This is a genomic window from Acinetobacter sp. YH12120, assembly GCF_013418795.1.
In the GTDB taxonomy this organism is placed as follows: Bacteria; Pseudomonadota; Gammaproteobacteria; order Pseudomonadales; family Moraxellaceae; genus Acinetobacter; species Acinetobacter towneri.
The window spans coordinates 23377-47985 of record NZ_VPBI01000010.1; the positions used below are offsets into that span (position 1 = coordinate 23377).

The 24609-nt window shown below is 42.2% G+C and carries 16 protein-coding genes; 9 read left to right on the plus strand and 7 right to left on the minus strand.

Annotated elements, in window-relative coordinates:
- Nucleotides 1-280: 280 nt before the first annotated feature.
- Nucleotides 281-2485: a carboxy terminal-processing peptidase gene (locus FTU58_RS08135; protein WP_096901393.1), complete on the minus strand. Its 2205-nt coding sequence runs from the start codon at nt 2483-2485 to the stop codon at nt 281-283.
- Between the two features lie 194 nt (nt 2486-2679).
- Here FTU58_RS08135 and nagZ point away from each other — a divergent pair, with 194 nt between their 5' ends.
- Together nagZ and FTU58_RS08145 are read left to right on the plus strand one after the other, a co-directional pair.
- Complete coding sequence (nagZ, locus tag FTU58_RS08140) at nt 2680-3783, plus strand: beta-N-acetylhexosaminidase (protein WP_180062318.1); 1104 nt, start codon at nt 2680-2682, stop codon at nt 3781-3783.
- 543 nt (nt 3784-4326) lie between these two features.
- Entirely contained in the window at nt 4327-5217 is an 891-nt protein-coding gene (locus FTU58_RS08145) for a class I SAM-dependent methyltransferase (RefSeq protein WP_180062332.1), read from the plus strand.
- 59 nt (nt 5218-5276) lie between these two features.
- On the opposite strand, the gene FTU58_RS08150 is transcribed toward FTU58_RS08145, so the two are convergent.
- On the minus strand, nt 5277-6611 hold the full coding sequence (locus tag FTU58_RS08150) for an alpha/beta fold hydrolase (RefSeq protein ID WP_004974874.1): 1335 nt from the start codon (nt 6609-6611) through the stop codon (nt 5277-5279).
- A gap of 341 nt (nt 6612-6952) precedes the next feature.
- On the opposite strand from FTU58_RS08150, the gene FTU58_RS08155 reads away from it, so the two are divergent.
- From FTU58_RS08155 to pta, 4 genes are all read left to right on the plus strand, one after another.
- Nucleotides 6953-8218 carry a glutamate-5-semialdehyde dehydrogenase gene (locus tag FTU58_RS08155; protein WP_180062333.1) on the plus strand — a complete coding sequence of 422 codons (1266 nt, stop codon included), beginning with the start codon at nt 6953-6955 and terminating at the stop codon, nt 8216-8218.
- 172 nt (nt 8219-8390) lie between these two features.
- On the plus strand, nt 8391-8801 hold the full coding sequence (locus FTU58_RS08160; protein WP_168417901.1) for a hypothetical protein: 411 nt from the start codon (nt 8391-8393) through the stop codon (nt 8799-8801).
- Between the two features lie 340 nt (nt 8802-9141).
- Nucleotides 9142-10359, plus strand: coding sequence for an acetate kinase (locus FTU58_RS08165; RefSeq protein WP_180062319.1), 1218 nt, complete (start codon nt 9142-9144; stop codon nt 10357-10359).
- A 55-nt stretch (nt 10360-10414) separates the two neighbouring features.
- The gene (gene pta, locus FTU58_RS08170; protein WP_004974865.1) at nt 10415-12556 is read left to right on the plus strand and encodes a phosphate acetyltransferase; all 2142 of its coding nucleotides are present in this window, start codon (nt 10415-10417) and stop codon (nt 12554-12556) included.
- Nucleotides 12557-12670: 114 nt separating this feature from the next.
- On the opposite strand, the gene FTU58_RS08175 is transcribed toward pta, so the two are convergent.
- Nucleotides 12671-13282, minus strand: a complete 612-nt coding sequence (locus FTU58_RS08175) for a class I SAM-dependent methyltransferase (protein ID WP_026438429.1) — start codon at nt 13280-13282, stop codon at nt 12671-12673.
- A gap of 236 nt (nt 13283-13518) precedes the next feature.
- On the opposite strand from FTU58_RS08175, the gene FTU58_RS08180 reads away from it, so the two are divergent.
- Complete coding sequence (locus tag FTU58_RS08180; RefSeq protein WP_004974861.1) at nt 13519-15045, plus strand: fumarate hydratase; 1527 nt, start codon at nt 13519-13521, stop codon at nt 15043-15045.
- 102 nt (nt 15046-15147) lie between these two features.
- On the opposite strand, the gene FTU58_RS08185 is transcribed toward FTU58_RS08180, so the two are convergent.
- From FTU58_RS08185 to tig, 4 genes are all read right to left on the minus strand, one after another.
- Complete coding sequence (locus tag FTU58_RS08185) at nt 15148-15864, minus strand: DUF2846 domain-containing protein (RefSeq protein WP_070153234.1); 717 nt, start codon at nt 15862-15864, stop codon at nt 15148-15150.
- Between the two features lie 192 nt (nt 15865-16056).
- The gene (gene clpX, locus FTU58_RS08190; RefSeq protein ID WP_004974856.1) at nt 16057-17367 is read right to left on the minus strand and encodes an ATP-dependent protease ATP-binding subunit ClpX; all 1311 of its coding nucleotides are present in this window, start codon (nt 17365-17367) and stop codon (nt 16057-16059) included.
- 29 nt (nt 17368-17396) lie between these two features.
- On the minus strand, nt 17397-18002 hold the full coding sequence (gene clpP, locus FTU58_RS08195; RefSeq protein WP_004974855.1) for an ATP-dependent Clp endopeptidase proteolytic subunit ClpP: 606 nt from the start codon (nt 18000-18002) through the stop codon (nt 17397-17399).
- Between the two features lie 190 nt (nt 18003-18192).
- Nucleotides 18193-19524: a trigger factor gene (tig, locus tag FTU58_RS08200; RefSeq protein WP_004974853.1), complete on the minus strand. Its 1332-nt coding sequence runs from the start codon at nt 19522-19524 to the stop codon at nt 18193-18195.
- Nucleotides 19525-19789: 265 nt separating this feature from the next.
- On the opposite strand from tig, the gene FTU58_RS08205 reads away from it, so the two are divergent.
- Nucleotides 19790-21928, plus strand: coding sequence for a TonB-dependent receptor domain-containing protein (locus FTU58_RS08205; RefSeq protein ID WP_179995941.1), 2139 nt, complete (start codon nt 19790-19792; stop codon nt 21926-21928).
- 293 nt (nt 21929-22221) lie between these two features.
- Nucleotides 22222-24459, plus strand: a complete 2238-nt coding sequence (locus FTU58_RS08210) for a catecholate siderophore receptor Fiu (protein WP_180062320.1) — start codon at nt 22222-22224, stop codon at nt 24457-24459.
- The last annotated feature ends 150 nt before the right edge of the window (nt 24460-24609 follow it).

Genomic DNA, 24609 nt, shown 5'->3' on the forward strand with positions numbered 1-24609 from the left:
TCAATCTCACACTCTCTTATAAATAATAACTAAAAAGCAACCTGAACGACGGATTGATCTAGCAAAGACTGCATTGACTTAAGAGTCTAATACTATTCCGCTTTGGTCAATAGTCAAATATATAATATGTCATCATGAAATAATGGCAATTCAAAACTGCTAAAAATAGCTGTCTGACTCAAAGCTATATGCATCTTGTCACTTTACTTTTCGCTTTAGGATGAAAAAAACCAGCAACTTTTCGCTGCTGGTTCTATTTGATTAAGATTCTAACATTGTTTTAAGGTTGATTCGGCTCAGAAACACCTTTTTGTAACATGGCATAATCTTGCAACACCTGCGCTGCTTCAATCACAAAAGCTTCTTCCTCAGGTAAAGCAGGGCGTTGTGCCGCTTTCATTTTGGCACGCGCTTCTGCCAAAGCATCAATAGATGCCTGATAGCTTTCCCAATTAGCAAATGGTTTCAAACCTGTTTCCTGACGGCGTTTGTTTTCCGCAGTCAGCGTTTGTTGCTCCAAAGCTAACAACTCTGCTCTGCGTTGTTCAATATCTAACACAATGCTTTTGCGATCTTCAGTTTGTTTGGCAATTTGCTTACGTTGTTCCAAATATTGAAATTGCGGATCAAGCGTGACACGTTGCTGTGACAATTGACCCAACTTGGTGATGTACGGCTGTACTGAACCTTCACGCTTAAATGGTGCAGTTGGAATAGTATCCCACTTCAAAGCATTTTTCGCTTTGCGTTCACCAAACTCCTCATTGTAAATATCCACCAGTTTAATGTCAGGAATCACACCTTTGTTTTGGGTACTTCCACCTGTAATACGGTAGAACTTACGTTGAGTTAAGGTCGCCTGCCCATAGGCTAAGGTGTCGAGTTGTACCTGCGCTGTACCTTTACCTGTGGTGGTGCTACCAATCACAATCCCGCGCTGATAGTCCTGAATTGCAGCAGAGTAAATTTCACTGGCCGAAGCAGAAGCAAGGTTAATCATCACTGCCAATGGGCCTGCATAAGTCTGTGCACCGCCATCGTCATCTTCAAATACGCTCACGTTGCCATTGCCATCACGAATTTGCACTACAGGGCCTGATTTGATTACTTGCCCAAGCATACGTGCCACTTCTTCTAGTGAACCGCCAGGGTTGTTACGTAAATCGACAATAATCCCTGCGACATTTTTGGCCGCCAAACTTTTCAGGGCATTGTTGGTATCTTCCGACACCGAGCGATATTCATTACCTGCACGACGTGCACGGTAATTCAAATAAAACGATGGAATTTCAATCACACCATAGGTATAAGTTTGACCATCACGTTTGATGTCAATCGTTCGTGAGCGAACTCCCGCATCTTCTTCCTGAATCACATCACGCACAATGGTCACATTACGCGCCTGATTCATCGCCGCACCCGCACCCAACAAACGCACAGTGACTTTGGTGCCACGTTTACCGCGAATCAGCCCCACAATTTCATTGCTCGGCCAACCCACAACATCCACCATTTTTTCGCCATCTTGCGCCACACCAATAATGCGGTCACCCGATTTCACCTGCCCTGTTTTACTGGCAGGGCCACCTTCAACAATGGTTTCAATTTTAGTGTAGTCTTCATTGCCTCGTTCAGGACGAATCGACACCCCAATCCCTTCAAGCTGCAAAGTCGTTTGACGATTCAGCTCCATCGCATCAACAGGTGGGAAATAATTGCTGTGCGGATCATAAGTCAGCATCATCGCATTCAAAGTTTTATCCAGCACATCATCGCTCTTTAAACGATCCATGCGCTCTAACTGACGAGTATAACGCTTAGTTAAAGTCTGCACTGGAGTCAAATCTTCTGGACTTGCCAAATCCTGACCATTGGTCAATTCAGGGTTATCTTTAATGGCTTTTTGTTTTGCCAATTCTTCTTCTTTGCTAATGGTCAGGTTAATGAGCTGCGACACCAGCATTTTTTGCCAATGCTTACGCATTTCTGCTTCAGTATTAAAGAACGGTGCTTTTTCCCGATCTGTTTCAATCGTGACATTTGGCTGTTTTAAATTTTGTGGTTTTTTCAGCTCTGCCAACATGAAATGATAAAACTGTTTTAAGCGTTCACGATACTGTGCATGAATTTGATACGGTCCAGCCAAATTGCCTGCTTTTAATGAAGCGCCAAATGTTGCTGCATATTGTTTGCGGTATTGCTCAACTTCTTTAGCCAAAAACAAAGTGTGGTCAGGGTCTAAACTGTCGATATAAAAATCAAAAATGCGCTGCGACGTCGCAGCATCTAAACGCTGATTTAAATAATGCTGACGATCGACCAAGGTCGCCAATTGACGCGAAACCAAAGCTTGTTCCTGCGTCGGCACAATACTGTTAGCAACGACAGCGGTATTATTGGCTGCAATTGCCTCGTTAATGGCGTGAGAAAAGAAAAAACCGCCAGTTGCTATTGCAACCGCACAAGCGATGGTTTGAAGTTTCATAAAAATATTTACGTCCTTGGTTTTTGACCAATCTCTGCTTTTCACAATGAATTGAGCAGATTCAAAATCTTATACAACTTAATTTGGGTCTGTCGTGTAGTTTTATCATAATCTGTGCTGTCAAAATGTAGCAAATCATTGCAGAATTCAGGTATTGTTTTTTTATTGATAAAAATCGAATACGGACACCCAATATGATTGGCGCATTGATGCTCGACATCGCTGGCACAGAACTTACTCAAGAAGATATTGAACTATTAAGCGCTCCGCAAGTCGGTGGAGTCATTTTATTTGCCCGAAATATCCAATCTCCTGCGCAAGTACGCGCCTTGACCGACCACATGCGTCAGGTACGCCCTGATATTTTAATTGCAGTCGATCAGGAAGGCGGACGCGTACAACGCTTAAAACAAGGTTTTACCCTATTGCCTGCTATGGGTAGATTTGGCGAGTTATACCAAAACGAACCTGAACGTGCCTTAGATTTAGCCGAAGAATGTGGCTGGTTGATGGCCACCGAAGTATTAGCCGTAGGCATTGATTTTAGTTTTGCACCCGTTTTAGATTTAAATGACATCAGTGATGTCATTGGAGATCGTGCTTTTGCTGCGCGTCCTGTCGATATTATTGCTTTAGCAGATGCTTTTTTACGTGGAATGCATCGTGCAGGAATGGCAACCACAGGCAAACACTTTCCTGGACATGGATCGGTTAAAGCAGACTCTCACGTTGCTGCCGCGATAGATTCACGTTCTTTTGCCGAAATTCAACAACAGGATATGCAAACCTTTATCCAACTGCAAAATCAACTGGATGCGCTCATGCCTGCGCATGTCATTTATGATCAGGTCGATCCGAACCCTGCAGGTTTTTCTGAATTTTGGTTACAGCAAGTGCTTCGCAAAGACTTGGGCTATGATGGTGTACTCTTTTCGGATGATTTAAGCATGCAGGCGGCTTGTGTAGCAGGCGATGCCGATGCACGTATTCATGCCGCTTTGCTTGCAGGCTGTGACATGGGATTGGTCTGCAACAACCGTGCTGCACAACGATTGGCTTTAAATGCAATTGCCGATTTACCCCTACCTAATCAGGCACGTTTAGAACGCATGCGTGGTAAAATCCCTGAACTTAGTGCGGAGTTTAGCATTGCTGAAGTTTTAGACTTGGGTGATGAATGGCGAAGCGTCCGTGATCGTATCTTGGCATTTAAAGAACAAAGTGCCGCGCTACTGGCAGCACAAACTAGTCACGACCCGACCAATTACTCAAGTACCACTAAAAACGCTGCAACGTGAGATCACCACAAACTAACTAGGGTCTGTTGACAATTCGTCTATGTTTGCGACGACACATATTTTTTAGCTGATATAAGGCATGGGACAGGAAATTTAGTCATTCTAAATGACTGGCACATAACGCAATAGCAGCAAAAAATATGCTCGTCCCCTTGCGCAGCAAACAAAGCAACGCTTTGTTCTTGCTCATGTGGCTAAAACTTTCTCAGATTGCGTTATGGAACTTGAAAATAGGTCCACTATTCCCTGCATTTTATGCCTGATCTGCTCAGTTTTAGCCTACAGCGCAAGCCATTTATGAAATGTCAACAGACCCTATACGCCTTCACTTTTTCACAGCATTTATACGACAAAGGAACACGACAGCTTGTTCCTTTTTGATTATGATAAACTTATTCTATTTTGAGTATATGCCTGACACCGCAGCTTGAGTGTCAAAGCATGCCTAAAAAGACAACGACCACCATACAAACAATTAAGGTCTATACGAAAATGACAAAAACATTGCTGAACAGCAAAATCACGACAGAAAAAAGGACTGAAATGCACAACTCGGATGCCAAGCCAACTCGCTCAGACACGACTGCATTGTCCAAACATCGGCATATTTCTTTTACCGCACATTATACGGGATATATCTGGTATCAAAGGGGGATTTCACATCCTGTATTTGCGACCCGAAAAGGCAAGTTTTTAGCCAAATTGGTACATCCTTTAGAAAACTGGGCAGAACGTCATGTGGGCGGCAGTATGCGCAGCACCCTCAAACAACGTCACCAAATGATTGATGCACACTTAACCGCACTGATTCAGCAACATCCGCAATTACAAGTGCTCGAAATTGCATCTGGGCTGTCACCACGCAGCTGGAACTTTCGACAAAAATATCCTGAACTGAATTACCGTGAACTGGATTTGCCTGATATAGCGCAAATTAAAACTCAAGCGTTACGACAAATTGACCACGACGCACCTGAAGTTCTCACCGCCGATATTTTTAGTGAATCCTTTCAACAGGCCTTTGAATATTTTGATCACTCGCAGCCCTTAGTAATTATTAGTGAAGGTTTAATTAACTACTTCAGCAAAGACATGCTACAACAGCTGTTAAATGGCATGTGTAACTACACCCAAGACTTTCCAGAACTGCATTATTTAACCGATATTTACCCTGAACCCGTCAAAAACAAGCTCGCCAATTTTATTTGGAACTGCAGCCGATTATTGAAATTTATGTCACGCAGTGCTTTCACCTTTCACTTTCAATCTCCGCAGGAATTAACTCAGTTTTTTCAAAATGCAGGTTTTGAGCAAGTGCAGCTACAACAACCACAACTGTATTTTTCCAACAGCTCTTTAGAAAAAACAACCGCAGAACATTTAGGCGATTTAGTCTGGATGGTTCATGCCTACAAAAAAAATAGCGTGGTTTAACACGCTATTTTGATTCTATTTTCTTTGGATAATTTTAAACCAAGCACTGATTTTATCTACTAACGGGCATATTCCAAATTTTGTGCAGCCGCTTTTTGACGTTCCACATAACGCAACAAACGCTCTGCCACCTCAAAACTACCATGCTTAAATAATGCGCGTAGTTGCTGCCCTTGGCTTTCAAAAATTAAACATTCAATGCTAAAACTGCCTTCCTCATCCTGTAATTCTAAGGCCATATCTCGTTCAAACTGTGCTGCTTGTGCCGCCAACGCAGCATTTTCAAAATCAAGCAATACACCAAAGAAGTTTAAATCGACAATGTGCGTGGCAATTTTCAAATCAGAATGACGATACTGCAAATGACTTTGCGGATTTTGCACCCGAATACGCGCTTCTCCACGGCGTTCCATCGTCAATAGTTGCGCACGTGTCATTGGAATAATGCCATCTAAGTCCTGAATAGATTCATCGCTTAAAAAGGTCGCAAATAAATTCATGGTTTCTTTACGGCGCTGTAATTGCGGCACATGATCTGCATTGGCAATCATGGCAAATTCCATGTTCGGGCACTGTAAGGCAAAATTGGCATTTTCATGCGGCAAGGTAAAACTGTCATATTGCCCACACGCCACCAAAACCTTACATTGCGGAATAGGCACATTGGTTAACCGCAATAAACGGTTGCAGTTCACATCGTAGCGATCTTGCTCTGTAGCGGTAAAGTCGGCCATTTGTCGGTAAAACAAACGCTTTGCAGTCGGTGACATGCGAGTTTGTTCCATTTTGGCATGATTGACCAAGTATAAAATCACCGCCTGACCAAATTCATCCATGCGCTGCTCTTTCATTAAATGCAGTGATTCTTCAAGCAACATGCGCCAACTTTTACGGGTCTTTTGCATAACCCCCATTAAAATCATGCGATCAATCAATTCAGGACGCTGATCTGCTAGACACGATGCCACCACCGAACCCAATGACATGCCCATGACGGATACTTTATCTAAGCCGACAATATCCAGCCAATCACCCAACATCTGACCTAAATCATGCAGTTCTAGCGTTCCTGCCGACTCACCTGTTTCCACATTGGTCATTTGCTGATTGGCGCCCATAGATGGCATATCAATTAAAATGATTGGCCCTGCACGAAAAAGCTGCTCGACACAATATTTATATGAATTAAAGTTTTGGAATGCACCACCAATAATCACAATTGGAGTTAAATGTGCGGTTTCTGGCTGAGCAATTGCCATGTATTCCACTTTCCAGCCGTTGATCCAAGTGGTACGAGCGGGTTGTTTAAAGCTGTGTTTATCGTAAATATCAAAAAAACAGACATGCGAACTTGCGTCCTGTACATCCGTGTCCATCTGGATCATGGAATTCATATTCCTTACCTCCATGCGCATTTTATTTTTATTGTGCAAGTGTTCGTCATTGAACGATTACCCACTTATCTGAATTAAAGTGGCATCCTGCTTATTGTTGTGAATGACATCAATGTCGTTATCGCATCATTCTATACAGGTGCTGATTTTATACGCAACATTTTCTATGACCGCTCATCTACTTTTAAATCATAAAGCATTTCAAAATATTAATTTTTGTGATGAAAGCATTGAAAAATATGAAAAGATTGAACAATTTAGTCGATTTTCCGCTGAGACGCTTCATTGTGCAGGCACAGACTGTTAATATCGAGTTGAAATTTCTAAGTGATCAAACCGCTATGCAAGAGTCTATTGAACAATATATGCAAACGGTAGGACAACAAGCACGCCAAGCCTCTCGTGTCTTAGCAAGCGCTTCTACCCAATCTAAAAACAATGCGTTATCGGCTATTTATACGGCATTGGAAAATAGCGAGTCCGCTATTTTAGCTGCCAACCAAATTGATATGACCAAAGGTCGTAACAACAACTTGGATAGCGCACTGCTTGATCGCTTAGAACTTAACCCCGCACGCTTTAAAGGCATGTTACAAGGTCTGAAAGATGTGATTGGTCTCATGGATCCAATTGGTGAAATTACCGATATGGCTTACCGTCCATCTGGTATTCAATTGGGCAAAATGCGTGTACCGCTAGGTGTGGTGGGCATGATTTACGAATCACGTCCAAACGTAACCCTTGAAGCTGCGTCTTTGGCATTAAAATCAGGCAATGCGATTATTTTACGTGGTGGTTCTGAAGCACTGGAATCTAACCAAGCGATTGCTGCCGCGATTCAACACGGCTTAAAAGCATCAGGCTTGCCAGAAACATCGGTGCAAGTGATTAACACCTCAGACCGTGCTGCCGTTGGGCAATTAATTACCATGTCTGAATATGTAGATGTAATTGTGCCACGTGGCGGTAAAAGTCTGATTGAACGCATCAGCAATGAAGCGCGTATTCCAGTGATTAAACATTTAGATGGCAACTGCCATGTATTTGTAGAAGCACAGGCTGACTTGCAAAAAGCGCTGCCAATTGCACTGAATGCCAAAACGCACCGCTATGGCGTGTGTAATGCTATGGAAACCTTGTTAGTCGATGAGCGAGTTGCTGAGCAATTTCTACCTCGCATTGCAGAACTGTATGCAGAGAAACAAGTTGAATTACGCGGTTGCCCTGCAACCCAAAAGATTTTAGGCACGACTGTCAAAACTGCCACAGAAGAAGACTGGTACACCGAATATCTAGGTCCAATTTTGGCGGTTAAAGTGGTTTCAGGCATAGATGAAGCGATTGAACATATTAATAAATATGGTTCACATCATACCGATGCGATTATTACTGAAAACTTTAGCTTGGCGCGCCAGTTCCTTGCTGCGGTCGATTCAAGCTCAGTTATGATCAATGCATCTACTCGCTTTGCCGATGGTTTTGAATATGGCCTGGGTGCTGAAATTGGTATTTCAACCGACAAAATCCATACCCGAGGCCCTGTGGGTTTAGAAGGCCTAACCTCACAAAAATGGGTAGTTTTTGGTGATGGTCAAATTCGCCAATAAAATCCATCTGTAATTTTGCAACATCTAAATGTAATGTTCAGTTTCACATGAAGCTGAACATTACCCGACTACCCGCTTTGGACACAGTTCCACTACACACTTTCAAATTACACTCGCCTAAAATTTAAAAATTGATGATTAGAAAAAATCAGTAAAAAGAGTGACCTTGCTTATGTTTTATTACTTAATTATTAGTACTTTTGCCTTGGCACTTTTAGTGTCATTTGTGGTGATGCGTCTATTCTCTGGCTCCATTAATGCTATTTTGGCACGTATCATTCACGACCCTATCCATGAAGCATGGGCAAAATACACCAAGTTTGCAGGCATGGTGGTGGGTACATCTTCAGGCATTCGTATTTACGATATGGAGAAATACATCACGCCACTGACCTATGCCGAAAATGATAAAAAAATTGTAATAGAACTGACTCAGGAGCGCTGGGTACTAGAAATATACCGCACCATTATTGAAACCTTGCAAGGTTTGGCGTGGATGATGCTGGTGTTTTTTATGGTGGCATTGATTGCTTATGTGATTGTCCGCTGGTCGGAAATTAAATACGCTGCCAAATCAAAATAAACCGACAAAGATTGAGGAAATAATTTAAAACAGTTTGCCACTCGCCTGCAGAATGAAGTGTGCTATGTTAAGAGAATACAACAGGAATTAAGCAGAAATTTTAGACCATCATTTCATGAAAAAATGAAAGTTTCGGGCTGATAAATTTTAATTATTTCTGATTTCATGGTCGATAATGCTTAAGTCTAATCTCCTAAAGTCTATCTAGGAGCAATAAAAAACCCATGATAAAACATACGTAATGATCAAGATTGCAACACAATAGATTGCCGTTTGCCATATCTTGCAATGCAGCTTGATTGACTAGGGATAACTTCAATTAGAATTCGGGTACATAAAAGTGACTACATCAGTATTAGTGATTAACTGCGGATCTTCTTCTATCAAATATGCGCTTGTATCTGAAAGCGTTGGAGATCGTATCTTTGGTTTGGCAGAAAATCTAGGTTCTGCTGATGCGCGCATTAAAGGCATTACCGCAGGTGGTGAGCCGCTCGAACTTTCTATTCCACATGCTGACCATGAAAAAGCATTGGAAACTATTCTTGGTCGCTTATCTCAATATAAGCCACAAGCCATTGGTCACCGCGTTGTACACGGCGGTACTTTAACCAAAGCAGAATTATTAACTGAAGAAATCGTGCAACGTATTCGTGAAGCAACTCCGCTTGCACCTTTACACAACCCTGCACACTTGGTGGGTATTGAAGCAACAATGCGTTTGTTCCCAGAACTTCCGCAAGTGGCTGTATTTGATACTGCATTCCACCAAACGATGCCTTCTCACGCTTACCGTTATGCAGTGCCTAAATTCTTATATACCGACCACAACGTACGTCGTTATGGCTTCCACGGTACAAGTCACGCATACGTTTCAGAGCGCGGTTCAGAGTTGGCTGGCAGCTTCAAACAAGGTGGCTGGTTAACTGCTCACTTGGGTAACGGTAGCTCGACTTGTGCAATCTGGAATGGTCAAAGTGTAGACACATCGATGGGCCTAACCCCACTTGAAGGTTTGGTGATGGGTACTCGTAGTGGTGATGTAGACCCAAGCTTACACAGCTTCCTTGCAAGCAACTTAGGTTGGGATATCTACAAAATTGACAAAATGCTAAACAGCCAAAGTGGTTTACTTGGTTTGTCAGGCTTATCGAACGACATGCGTACCCTGATTGAAGCATCTGAACAAGGCAACGAAGATGCAACGCTTGCAATTGAAGTATTCTGCTACCGTTTAGCTAAATCTTTAGCTGCACTTAGCTGTGGTTTACCACGCTTAGATGGCTTATTCTTCACAGGTGGTATTGGCGAAAACTCTGCGTACATCCGTGAAAAAACTGTATCTTACTTGCCACACTTTGGCTTTAACTTCAGCAAAGAACGCAATGACAGCTTAAAACGCGGTACTGAAGGTCGTATTGATGCAGGTACAGGCGGTCCACAAATTTGGGTTGTACCAACTGACGAAGAAGGCCGTATTGCGAAAGAAACTGCGCAAGTTGCAGAGGAGCTAAAGTCAGCTGCAAAAAAGTCTGAATGTGACGCTGCGATTGCTTAAGCAATCGTAGTGCTCAGCCACTTTCAATCAGTCCCTTTACGATTTAGAAAAAATTATGAAAACAATACTTTTGGTTCCTACAGAAATTGGTGTTGGTTTAACATCAGCATGTTTAGGTTTAATTTACGCTTTGGAATGCCAAGGCGTAAAAGCAGGTTTCTTAAAGCCTTTTTCACAAGAATTACAACCTGAAGCAGACCGCACAACTGCGTTGTATCGTCACCTGTTCAAGCATGAAACAGTTGAGCCGATTTCTTATACTGCGCTGACTGAGCGTTTAAAAAATGATGAAAATGACGAATTGCTTGAAGATGCAGTTCGTTTACATCGTGAAATTTCTAAACATCACGATATCATTATTGTAGAAGGCGTGTTGCCAAACGGACGTGATCCATTTGCAACTGAATTGAATGCAAATTTGGCTAAAGCACTTGATGCAAAAGTCATTATTGTCAGCAATGCCGACATCAACAATGCTGTTAAAACAGCGTCAAAAGTAGACAATCAATTACGTTTCTTTGGTGGTGCAACTTGTGAGCGTACTGCGGGCGTATTGTTTATGCGTACCAAAGGTTTACCAGAAGATTCTGCACAAATTCCTGTTACGCTTGATCCAAACTTACGTTTAATTAGCGACACCAACCAGTTTGTCAGCAAAATTCAAACTACACATCCAATGATTGGTAAAGATTGCATGCCAGTGATTGGCTTGGTGCCATTCAGCAATACTTTAAGTGTGCCACGCATGTCGGACTTGGCTGCACACATTTCTGCAGAATGGATTAACCAAGGTGAAGCAGCGCAGCGCCGTGTATTACACAGCAGCTTAATTGCATCGAATATTGAACACGAAATGCATAAATTCGTTGCAGGCGAGCTGATTATCAGTGGTTCTGACCGTGTCGATGTATTGCTTGCCAGTAGCTTAGCCAGCAGCAATGGTATTCCACTTGCAGGTTTGGTGTTAACTGAACATCAAGCACCAAGCGCACAAGCTTTAGAGTTCTGCCAAGCAGCAATGAAAAATGGCTTGCCAATTTTACATACTAAATTGAGCACCTTTGAAACTGCACAACAGTTATTAAACCTGAGCAACGAAATTCCTGTAGATGATACTGAGCGTGCAGAACAAGTTACCCGCTTTGTGGCCAGTCACATCAATGCAGAATGGTTAACCCAATTAATCAGCGATACGCATAAACCACGTTTATCGCCTTCTGCGTTCCGCCATGAATTGGTGCAAAAATCTATTGCAGCGAAAAAACGTATCGTGCTTCCAGAGGGTGATGAGCCACGTACCGTTCAAGCTGCAGCGATTTGTCAATCACGTGGTATTGCCCACTGCGTATTATTGGCAAAACCAGAAGCGGTAGTCGATGTTGCCAAAGCACGCGGTATTGAGCTTCCACACGACTTAGAAATCATTGATCCTGACTTGATTCGTGAAAACTATGTCGAAAAAATGGTTGCGATGCGTAAAGGCAAACTTACTGACGATCAAGCACGTGAACAGCTGCAAGACACTGTCGTATTAGGTACGATGATGTTAGCACTTGATCAGGTTGATGGTTTGGTGTCTGGTGCTGTGCATACTACAGCCAATACAGTTCGTCCCGCATTCCAGCTCATTAAAACTGCACCTGATTATTCATTGGTATCTTCAGTATTCTTTATGCTGTTACCAGATGAAGTATATGTGTACGGTGACTGTGCGATTAACCCAGACCCAGATGCTGAACAATTGGCTGAAATTGCGATTCAATCTGCTGACTCTGCAAAAGCGTTTGGTATTGACCCACGTATTGCCATGATTTCTTACTCAACTGGTACTTCGGGTGCAGGTGCTGACGTAGAAAAAGTAGCGAAAGCGACTGAAATTGCGAAACAACGTCGTCCTGACTTACTGATTGATGGCCCATTACAGTACGATGCAGCATCGGTTGAAAGTGTTGGTCGCTCTAAAGCACCAAACTCTCAAGTTGCAGGTCGCGCCAATGTGTTCATTTTCCCTGACTTGAACACAGGTAACACGACGTATAAAGCAGTACAGCGTTCTGCTAACGTGGTGAGTGTTGGCCCAATGCTACAAGGCTTGAACAAGCCAGTGAATGACTTGTCACGTGGTGCATTGGTAGATGACATTGTGTTCACGATTGCATTGACTGCGATTCAGGCAGAGCAACAAGCAGCTCAATAATTCGTAAAGTTAAGTTTTACAAACCACCTGATTGAAAAATTGGGTGGTTTTTTTATTCCACACTGTAGATTCATAGATCACTACAAAAATTGATTAGCTCCATCCAATCTATTTTTAAAACCTCTGCACCAACCACACCGTATGCCCTGCACAGTCCTGATCTTCCGCGAGCATTTTCACAACTTTAAAGCCATAATCTTTTAACAATTGCCGATATTCATCCTGCGACAAACTGGCGTGATAAAGTGCTTCACCAAACATTTCCCCAATCGCCTCACCCGCAGCAGGTCCACTGCTAAACATTAAAACTGTATTGGCGGTAGACCATTGCGCAAATTTCTCGAACATGCAGCGCTGATCGTTTGGCGTTAAATGAAAAAAGCTATCCCACGCCAAAATACCATCAAAGCACCGATTCAAGTTCACTGAGCGCATATCGGCTTCAATCCAGCACTGTTCAGGAAAATGTTCACGTGCCATCTCCAGCATGCTGTCTGCGCTATCTACTCCTGTAAGTTGATGCCCATGCTGTAATAGATATGCAGCAATAGGACGCCCCGAACCACAGCCCAAATCTAATATTTTGGCCTGCGCAGGCAAATAAGCAAGAAAACGATCCAGCCAAGTTTTTTCATATAACAACTGACCGCGCAAGTCTGTCCACGCTTTTGCATGCCGTTGATAAATGGGGATAATCTGAGCAGCTAAATGCGTGTGATCATTCATATTTACCCCAAACATCATTCCAAAGAAGTCTTTGAACATAGCTGAATTTGCACCAACAAAACAGCAAAATCATGGCCCGTTTTGACGACATAATTTTATGGATATTTCACAAATTCTCTCAAGCTAACGACTGATATTAAACTTTCGCCCAAAGCTTGATCAAAGTGCCCACAATCGCTGCATTTTATCTTATAATTTAGCCCGCTAGCTATCCGCCCGCTCAAGAGATTTTTGATATGACAACTATTATCAAGCAAGATGACTTGATCACTTCGATCAAAGACGCGCTTCAGTTCATTTCCTACTATCATCCACAAGACTTCATCCAAGCGATGAGCCGTGCTTATGATCGTGAAGAAAACAAAGCTGCGAAAGATGCGATTGCACAGATCTTAATTAACTCACGTATGTGTGCAGAAGGTCATCGTCCAATCTGTCAAGATACTGGTATCGTAAACGTATTCCTTGAAGTGGGTTTAGACGTTAAATTTGATTTAACCATGAGCTTGGACGATGCGATCAACGAAGGTGTACGTCAAGGTTACCTAGAAAACTCAAACGTACTTCGTGCATCGGTATTGGCTGATCCTGCATTTGGTCGTAAAAACACCAAAGACAACACCCCTGCAGTAATTCACTACAAACTCGTTCCGGGTAACAAAGTAGATATTACAGTTGCTGCCAAAGGTGGCGGTTCAGAAAACAAATCTAAATTGGCGATGTTGAACCCATCTGACTCAATTGTAGATTGGGTACTTAAAACTGTTCCGACTATGGGCGCAGGCTGGTGTCCACCGGGTATGCTTGGTATTGGTATTGGTGGTACTGCCGAAAAAGCCATGATGCTTGCAAAAGAAGCACTCATGGAAGAAATCAACATGGACGAATTATTACGTCGTGGCCCACAAAACAAAATGGAAGAACTCCGTATCGAGATCTTCGAGAAAGTGAACGCACTTGGTATTGGTGCACAAGGTTTAGGTGGTTTAACCACAGTTCTTGATATTAAAATCAAAGACTACCCTTGCCACGCTGCAGGCAAACCAGTGGGTATGATTCCAAACTGTGCGGCAACTCGTCACGCACACTTCCAGTTAGATGGTTCAGGTGTAGCGCATATTCAAGCGCCTAAACTTGAGGACTACCCAGAAGTAACTTGGGATTCATCTAAATCTAAACGTGTAGATTTAGACAACATTACCCAAGAAGAAATGAACTCTTGGCAGCCGGGCGACACGTTGTTATTAAACGGTACGATTTACACAGGTCGTGATGCTGCACATAAGCGCATGGTCGACATGATCAACAATGGTGAAGAATTACCAGTCGACTTAAAAGGCAAATTCATTTACTACGTTGGCCCTGTCGATCCTGTTGGTGATGAGGTCGTTGGCCCTGCAGGTCCAACAACGGCAACCCGTATGGACAAATTCACCCGCCAAGTCTTAGAACACACTGGTTTGTTCGGTATGATTGGTAAGGCAGATCGTGGTCCTGCAGCAATTGAAGCCATCAAAGATCACAAAGCGACTTACCTCATGGCTGTAGGTGGTGCGGCTTACCTCGTATCTAAAGCAGTACGTGAAGCAGAAGTGGTTGCTTTTGAAGACTTAGGTATGGAAGCAATCTACAAATTCAAAGTTGAAGATATGCCTGTATCTGTTGCGGTAGATGTCAATGGTACATCTATCCACGCGATTGCACCAAAAATCTGGCAAGCTAAAATTGGCAAGATTCCCGTTGTAGATGCTGCAGCAGAATAATATTCCAATTTAGTAATAAGCGAAAAAGCACCCAACATTGGGTGCTTTTTTATGCTTACTGGAAATAAATAAAAGCAATGCATGAGATAAAGATGCAAAACCTTACCACGTTCTCGGATCCCACAATTTAAAGGGTTGGGTTAAGTGCACATCTTCCGCAGGGTCATATTTCTCATGCTTGATTTTTTGTGGCTTTTTACGCAACTTACCTGTGGTTTGATCTTCCGCGACAAAGTTATAGCTTTCGGTTTTCAATTGAGTAAACGCTATTTCCTGTTGTGCCGTACTTGAAGGCATAAGAATTAAAGGCCCTGAAACCTCTTTGCGGGTACTCAAGTTTTCTTCATCATATTTAATAAAATACGACTGCCCTGCCTGTACCTGAAAATCCAAATACTTTGGTTTTTGGAAATGTAATGCACCCAAAGGACGACTCACACTCAGACGATACGCGCCCGGTGCCAGTTCAACCCAGTAATAATGATTGTGCAATAAACTTGGAATCCGATGTTTGTTGATAAACATACTAGCCGCGACAATTTCCTGTCTGTTCCATTTAGAATCTGGACGATATAAATACACGATGGCAGCATCGGCATGTTGTGCCTGAACAGGTTTAAAATTTTGCCCTAGTTTTTGATTGACCCAACCACCAATGGTCATCATGCCCAAACGGTGTTGTTCTACAAAACCAGGTTTTTGTTCTAAATCTAAAACTTTTAAGGTACTAGGTGGTTGCGTTTGTTGCACCACGTTTTTTTTGCCATGACATCCCAGCAACATTAAACTGGTCACGACCAAAATTGCGACACCACGCATGTCTATCCCTCACTGCGTTTCTTATTTTTGTAAATCACGTTTTTGAAATCACGCTGCAAATTCATTTTGCAATTGTTGTTTTGAATAATGGGCATCCACGCCTAGGTCTAAGATTAACACTGCCTTGATTTTTTTGACAATAAAAAACGTGCCGAAACCTAGCGTTTCGGCACGTTTCAGACGAATAGCGTATTAAGCAGTTTTGCTGTCTAATACTTTTAAGTCAATTTTTTCTGCTGCAGGTTCTTCTGTTTGAGGCTGACGTTCGGTCTGAAATTCAGGTTTAGCACCTTCTTCAATCACCGCTTCAGTCACTACCACTGTGCCAACATCGGTACGGCTTGGTAGGTCATACATGGTTTCGAGCAAGGCATTTTCCAGAATTGAACGCAAACCACGCGCACCTGTATTACGTTCAAGGGCTTTTTTCGCCACTGCACGTAATGCTGCATCTTCAAAGACTAAATCGACATTTTCCATCTCGAATAAGTATTGATATTGACGGGTTAAGGCATTTTTCGGCTCGGTCAGAATTTGCATCAATGCATCTTCATCTAGCTCGTCTAGCGTTGCAATTACAGGCAAACGACCAATGAACTCTGGAATTAAGCCAAATTTCACCAAATCGGTTGCTTCTACCTGACGAAATAAATCAGACAATTTCTTGCCTTCATCTTTTTTCTTCACGTCTGCCGTAAAACCAATGCCGCCTTTTTCTTGGCGTTGCTGCACAATTTTCTCTAAACCAGAGAATGCGCCACCGCAAATAAACAAGATATTTGAAGTATCAATTTGAATGAATTCTTGCTGCGGATGCTTACGTCCACCTTGAGGCGGAATAGAAGCCACCGTGCCTTCAATCATTTTGAGCAAGGCTTGCTGAACACCTTCACCAGACACATCACGAGTAATTGATGGGTTTTCAGACTTACGCGTGATCTTGTCAATTTCATCAATGTAGATAATGCCTTTTTGTGCTTTTTCTACATCGTAATCGGCTTTTTGCAACAGCTTTTGCACGATGTTTTCGACATCTTCACCCACATAACCCGCTTCGGTTAAAGTCGTGGCATCTGCCATTGCAAAAGGCACATCTAATAAACGTGCTAAGGTCTGTGCAAGTAAGGTTTTACCCGAACCCGTTGGACCTACCAACATGATGTTACTTTTTGAGATTTCGACAGCATCGCCTGCTTTATGCGCCTGATTGCTCACTTTTAGGCGTTTGTAATGGTTATATACTGCAACCGATAAGGTTTTTTTCGCAGTATCTTGACCAATTACATACTGATCAAGCGCAGCACGAATTTCATGTGGTTTTGGCAATGGACGTGTTGCCCAATCACCCGACTCAACTTGTTGACTGGTCTGAACCAAGTCTAAGCATACGTCCACACATTCATTACAGATGTATGCGTCCTCGCCTGCAATCAGCTTCCCGACTTCAGACTGCGTTTTACCGCAAAATGAACAATGTTTTTGTCCCTGAGGATGTTCGGACATAGTCACTCCAATATCTCAATCTTTAAAACTTATGGACGTTTTGTTAAAACTTCATCCACAAGACCGTATTCCTTCGCTGCCTGCGCAGTCATGAAGTTGTCACGGTCGGTATCTCTTGCGACAGTTTCATAGTCCTGACCACTATGTTCTGCCATTAAACGGTTCAAACGCTCTTTAATGAATAGAATTTCACGCGCATGAATTTCAATATCTGATGCCTGACCACGGAAACCACCCAATGGTTGGTGAATCATAACGCGGGCATTCTCAAGACAGTAACGCTTACCTTTTGCGCCTGCATTTAACAGGAATGCACCCATAGATGCTGCTTGTCCCATACAGTAAGTCACGACGTCTGGTTTAATAAATTGCATGGTATCGTAAATTGCCATACCTGCAGTCACTGAACCACCTGGTGAGTTAATGTAAAGGTGAATATCTTTATCTGGGTTCTCAGCTTCTAAAAACAACATCTGCGCCACAATTAAGTTGGCCATATTATCTTCGACTTCACCCGTTAAGAAAATGACACGTTCACGTAAAAGACGTGAATAAATATCAAAAGAACGCTCACCACGAGATGATTGTTCGACCACCATGGGTACTAAAGCATTTTCAATTGTTGGAACATACATAATGGTTATTTATTCCTAAATTCTTGTGACACGACTCATGTTCACAATATGAGGGATAATTGTCTAAATTGCAAAATATTCACGGCTTAAATCGTAGATATTTTGAGTTAAATGCGATCAATCTCTGAAAAACTGAAAACCGCGATGCAATAAAAAAGGCGCACGAAGCGCCTTTTTGTATCAAAGCAAATTAGCCTTGTTGACGAGCTTGCTGCTCTTTCAATAAGTCTTCATAGCTTACAGTTGTATCTGTAACTTTTGCAGAAGCTAAGATGTGATCTACAACCTGGTCTTCTAAAACAACAGCTTCAATTTGTGAACGTTGTTGTTTGTCGTTTTTGAAGTATTCAATCACTTCGCTTGGATCTTCATAAGAAGAAGCCATGTCTTCGATGTAAGCATCTACACGCGCTTGATCTACTTCAAGTTTAGCATTTTCTAATACTTTGCTAACCAATACGCCAAGTTTTACAGATTTTTCAGCTTGTTCTTTGAACAATTCATCTGGAAGCATGCTTGAGTCAAATGCTTTTGCACCTTGCGCACCAAACTGCTGTGTGAATTGCTGAATCATTTGTTGACGTTGACGGTCAATTTCTTGAGCAACCATTGCAGACGGAATTTCAACTTCGTTTGCCGCAACGAGTGCATCAAAAGTTGCACCTTTTACTTGGTTACGTAAACCGTTTTTCACTTCACGTTCCATGTTTTTACGAACGTCAGCTTTTAACTTTTCTACGCCTTCTTCTTCAGAAATACCGAAGATTTGTAGGAATTCAGCATCAATTTCTGGAAGTTTTTGCTTTTCAACCAGCTTCAATGTGATTTTGAATTGTGCTGCTTTACCTGCAAGGTTCGCTGCTTGGTAGTCTTCAGGGAAAGTTACATCAATCACTTTCTCTTCGCCTTTTTTCATGCCCACGATACCATCTTCAAAACCAGGAATCATGCGACCAGAACCAAGTACCAGTTTAAAGTCTTCAGCTTCACCGCCTTCAAACTTCTCGCCATCTACAGTGCCTTCAAAGTCAAAAGTCACTTGCATGTCTTTTTTCGCCATGCCTTTGGTTTCAACCCAAGAAGCACGTTGCTTTTGAAGGTTTTCAAGCATTTGTTCAACATCGCTATCATTTACTTCAGAAGACTTGCGTTCAACTTCCAAACCGTCAAATTTCACTTCAACTTCTGGATAAACTTCAACAGTCGCTTCATATACTAAAGCGTCGTCTTTCATTTCAGTTTTTTCGATGTTTGGCATACCCACAGCATTGATTTTTTCTTGTTGGATTGCTTCAAACACGGTGTCACGAATAATGTCGTTGACCACTTCTTGATAAATACCCGCACCGTATTCACGACGAACAACGTTTAGAGGCACTTTACCTGGACGGAAGCCGTTGATCTTCACAGTTTTGGCAGTGCGTTTCAAGCGAGCTTCAAACTGCTCGTTAATACGGCTCGTCGGTACAGATACATTTAAACGACGGGCAACGCCCGAAACCGCTTCAGAAGTTACTTGCATGGCTTCCTCGATATAGTTAGTAATAACAGTTTATAAAAAAGTGCCACATTATATGACAACATTAAAGGATATACAAAATACGTTCTGATCTCGACTGAATTTTTTTAATCGGAGCGCTATTTTCTGTAAATTTTCAACTTTGTGTATATTTCTTGTTGTAAATAAGAATCCTTATCATTATTATTAGCCAACTCCTTCATGAATGATTCTAATTACCATATAGGTCTAAATTAGGATCATTGATTCATATTAGAGATATAATTTTATGGCTAAGTTCAACCTACACCCGCTGTGTCTTGCATTACTTGGGGCAACCTCTACTGCTGTTTTCGCAAATACCTCTACCGATGCGACTTCAACCCACCAACTTTCCACAATTGTGGTTTCAGCGGCAGGTTTTGAACAAGAGCTAAAAAATGCACCCGCATCTATAAGTATAGTCAGTAAAGAAGATATTGAGAAAAAAAATGCGACCAGCATTGCAGACTTACTGGCAGATGTTCCTGGTATCGATATACGTTCTGGTGTCGGTAAAACCTCTGGTCTAAATATAAAAATGCGTGGTCTTGGAAATGATTACAGCTTAATTTTAATTGATGGTCGTCGTCAAACTACCTCTTCAGATGTTACCCCAAATGGTTTTGGAGAAACATCAAACGGATTTTTACCCCCACTGGCTGCAATCGAAAGAATTGAAGTGATTCGTGGACCTATGGCTACTCGCTATGGCTCAGAAGCGATGGGTGGTGTGATCAATATCATTACCAAAAAAGTGTCTGATGAGTGGAATGGGAATGTCACTGTCAGCGGTAATGTCATGGAAAGTAATGCCGAAGCAGACTCATGGAAAACCAGTTTTGTCGTCAATGGACCACTGATCAATGACCGTTTAGGTTTGCAACTACGTGGCAGCTATTTAGACCGTCAACGTTCAGAGCGTATTCAGGGTTCAACAGGTCGTGACCCACGCCCAAGCAAAGCTGATAATTATGATATCGGTGCAAAATTAGACTTTAAACTTGATGATCAAAACTCTTTTTGGATCGATGGTTTTTCATCAACTCAAAAATATGACAATTCAGATCAACGTTTGGGTAACTTCATTTCTCGTGGCGGTATTGCAGGATATGAAGATGAACTTGAGTTTAATCGTATTCAAATTGCTGCAGGTCATGATGGACAATATGACTTCGGTTTGTGGAAAACTTATATCAGTCAGAATACAACTGAGACTAAAGGACGCACCATTCCAACGGATGCATTTCCAGCACTTGCAGGACAACCCCGCAAATTAGAAAATACTGATTTAGTCTTTGACTCACATTTAGTCACTCCAATTGCGAACCACAAACTCACTATTGGCACCGAATATAAAGACACTACTATTGCAGATGATATCGCAGGCATTGGTAAAGAATTTACTCAAGATACTTGGTCACTGTATGCTGAAGATGAATGGCAATTAAGAGATAACCTTTATTTTACCTTTGGTGGACGCTACGAAGATCACAGTGGTTTTGGTGGACAGTTTAGCCCGCGCGCATATTTAGTATGGAATACAACTGATGACTTAACGATTAAAGGAGGCGTCAGCACAGGCTATAAAACTCCATCAGCCAAAGATTTGTATAACGGTATCAATGGTTATAGTGGACAAGGTGCAACACCAAGTCTCGGAAATCCTGATCTAGATCCAGAAACTTCAGTCAACTATGAACTTGGTTTTAATTATCAACCGACTGATGCTTTAAATTTAACGGCAACAGCATTCTTCAACCAAGTTGAAGATAAAATTATTTCTAAAACATTTAGCTGTCAAACCAATAACTGTTCTAACTTCAGCAACAAAGTTACCTCTTTTAGTAAAAGCTTTAATGCTGATGAAGCAGAAATTTACGGATTAGAAACTTCATTGCAGTACCAAATTATCCCAGAATGGGATATCAAAGCCTCCTACACCTTTACAGAATCAGAAATCACCAAAGGTGATGATAAAGGGTATGCTTTAGAATCAACTGCTAAACATTTACTTAACTTGACTTCAACTTGGCATATTAATGATGCATTTGATATTTGGTTACAACATGAGTACCAATCTGGTCGCCCTCGCTTTACTGCCAAACCAACAGATGCCGGCTCACAAAGCATTGAAGTACAAACAAATAATGAGTTCTCTGGGTATAACCTCTTTAACTTAGGCACAAGCTATCAATTTAACGATCACATTCGTATTAATGCTGCGGTAAACAACTTACTAGATAAAGACTTTACCCAAAATATGGATTACATCGATATCAATGGTGATACACAACAGGCATATAAATATCTATCTATCGGACGCAGTTCTGAAGGTACATATTTAGCAGGTCGTAACTACTGGCTCTCTGTTTCTTATGACTTCTAAGTCTTAAAACTTCATCTCAAACCCTGCTTCGGCAGGGTTTTCTGTCTTTACTCCCAAGCCTTTCACGTTCACATCGTTTTATTAAATAAAAATATTGATAATGATTATTATTTTCAAATAAGAATTATAAAAAAGTGCCGTTCCGCACATTGTTGTTGATAATGATTCTCAATACAATTAGCAACAATTGTTATAGACGTCATAACAACAACTTCACACTTTATTCATTTTGAACTAAAAACGCTGAATAAAGCGTGGCCTCCTGTTGGTTTACATTTAGGGAACTACCATAAATGGCACAGATCAAAAGTCGCAAACACAACCGCTCTGCGCAACTGATGGCTTTAGCCGCCTCTCTTCCACTACTTGCTCATGCAGCAAACCCTGAAGATGACGTCACCCAGCTTCCCACTATTACCGTTAAATCTGAAGCTGAAAGCAAATACAAGGCAGATAACTTAAGTTCCGCAAAATACACTCAGCCGTTAATAGATACCCCACAAACAATTTCTGTGATTAAAAAAGAAATCTTGCAGGAGCAAGGTGCAACGTCATTGGTTGAAGCCTTACGCAATACGCCAGGCATTACTCTACAATTGGGAGAAAATGGCAATACTAGTGCTGGCGATGCCTTTCAAATGCGTGGTTTTTCCACCCAAACCTCGACCTATGTTGATGGTGTCCGAGATTTAGGTGCAATCAGCCGTGATGTGTTTAATATTGATCAAATTGAAGTTGTCAAAGGCCCATCGGGTTCAGAAGCGGGTCGTGGTGCAGCATCGGGTTATATCAATTTGGTCAGCAAATTACCGCAAAGTGAAAGCAGTCAGGAAATTTCTGCAACTTACAACACAGCACAACATACAAGACTTTCTGCAGATATTAACCAAATCATCAATCCTAATACCGCCTTTCGCCTGAATGTGATGGGTCAAGAAGGCGGCATAGAAGGACGCGACTATATTGAAAACAATAGTTATGCCATCGCCCCTTCTATTGCCTTTGGATTAAATACTGCCACACGCCTGTATTTATATTCTCAACACATCAGACAACGCAATATTCCAGATGGTGGCATTCCAACTGTGGGCATGCAAGGCTTTTACAATACCGATTCACTGTTAGCCACTGCGCCTAAAGTCAATCGGGAGAATTTTTATGGCCATGTCAATGACTATGAAGATGTCGATGCTGATATGTTCACCGCAAAAATTGAAAGTGATTTAACCGATCAACTCAAACTGACCAATATCACCCGTGTAGCGAAAACCCACATGAATCGGGTTTTAACAGGCATCAATACAGGTGCAAATGGTCTTCGAACCAATGGTTCATCAAACCCTGCCGAATGGGAAGTGAACCGCTCCCGCCAAGGCGTCGATCAAGAAAATAAAATTCTGGCCAATCAAAGCACTTTAAACTGGAGTGTCAAAACGGGGGCAGTACAGTATGATGTTGTTGCAGGCATGGAGTTTTTAAAAGAACAGCAATCTAGCAAACTCATGGCAACCCAGATGCCTGGCGAAGCCACTGCCGATACACCGGGGGCCAATCTTTATCACCCAGACCGCAATCAAGCCATGCCAGCGCTTATTTATAATGGCGGTTATACCGATGGTGAAACCCAAACGGCAGCCGCATATTTATTTGATACTCTAAAATTTGGGGAGCGTTTTCAACTGAATGGTGGCGTACGGGTCGATTATTATGAAACAGATTATCAAGGGCTTACTCTGCCACGTGGGGGAAATGCTTTGGTGGCCACAGATCTGAGCACCCACGATACGCTGTTCAGTTGGAAACTTGGCGCTGTGTATAAGCCTACGTTAAATAGCAGCATTTACGCTGCGTATGCAAAATCGCTGACTCCGCCCGGCAGCGCCAACTTTAGCCTGTCTGAATCGGGCAATAATGACGCAATCAATGCCAAGCCTCAAGAAACCCATCATTATGAAGTAGGCAGCAAATGGGAGTTACTACAAGGCAAGCTGGCTTTGGCTGCTGCAGCGTATCGTACAGAAAATGAAAATCAATCGACTATAGATCCAATTTCTCAGCTTGCTGTACAAGAGGGTAAAAAACGGGTCGATGGCATTGAGTTGAGTGCCGTTGGTCAAATGACCGAAAACTGGAATTTGTCTGCAGGCGTTGCGCACATGAAAGTGAAACAACTCAATCAACGTTCAACGAGTGCCACAACCTTATCGGAACGTTGGTCGCCTGAATGGACTGCAAGTTTATGGTCAACCTACGACTGGGCGGGCTTTAAATTAGGTTTGGGCGCGCGTTATGTCGATGAACAAAACCGTGTTGTGACTGACAGCAACGCACCAGCCAACATGCCAAATATTCCAGGCTATGTCGTGTTTGATGCATTGGCAGGCTACAACTTCAACAAAAATGCCTCGTTAAATTTAAACCTTTATAACCTTGCCGATAAAGAATACATCAGCACGCTAAACAATGGTGGTGGTCGCGTCGTGCTTGGGCAGCCACGCTCGGCAGCAATCAGCTTAAACTACAAGTTCTAAGTTATAGCAAATCTGTAGTAGCCCGCTTAAAACAGGCTACAGATTTAGATTCGAGCGATAGATTATTTTTCATACCATCTATTGCTCGAACTTTGCATGCCGAACAACGCTGTAGAATGTTCAGCAGTTTGAATTCAAACTTTTTCAGGA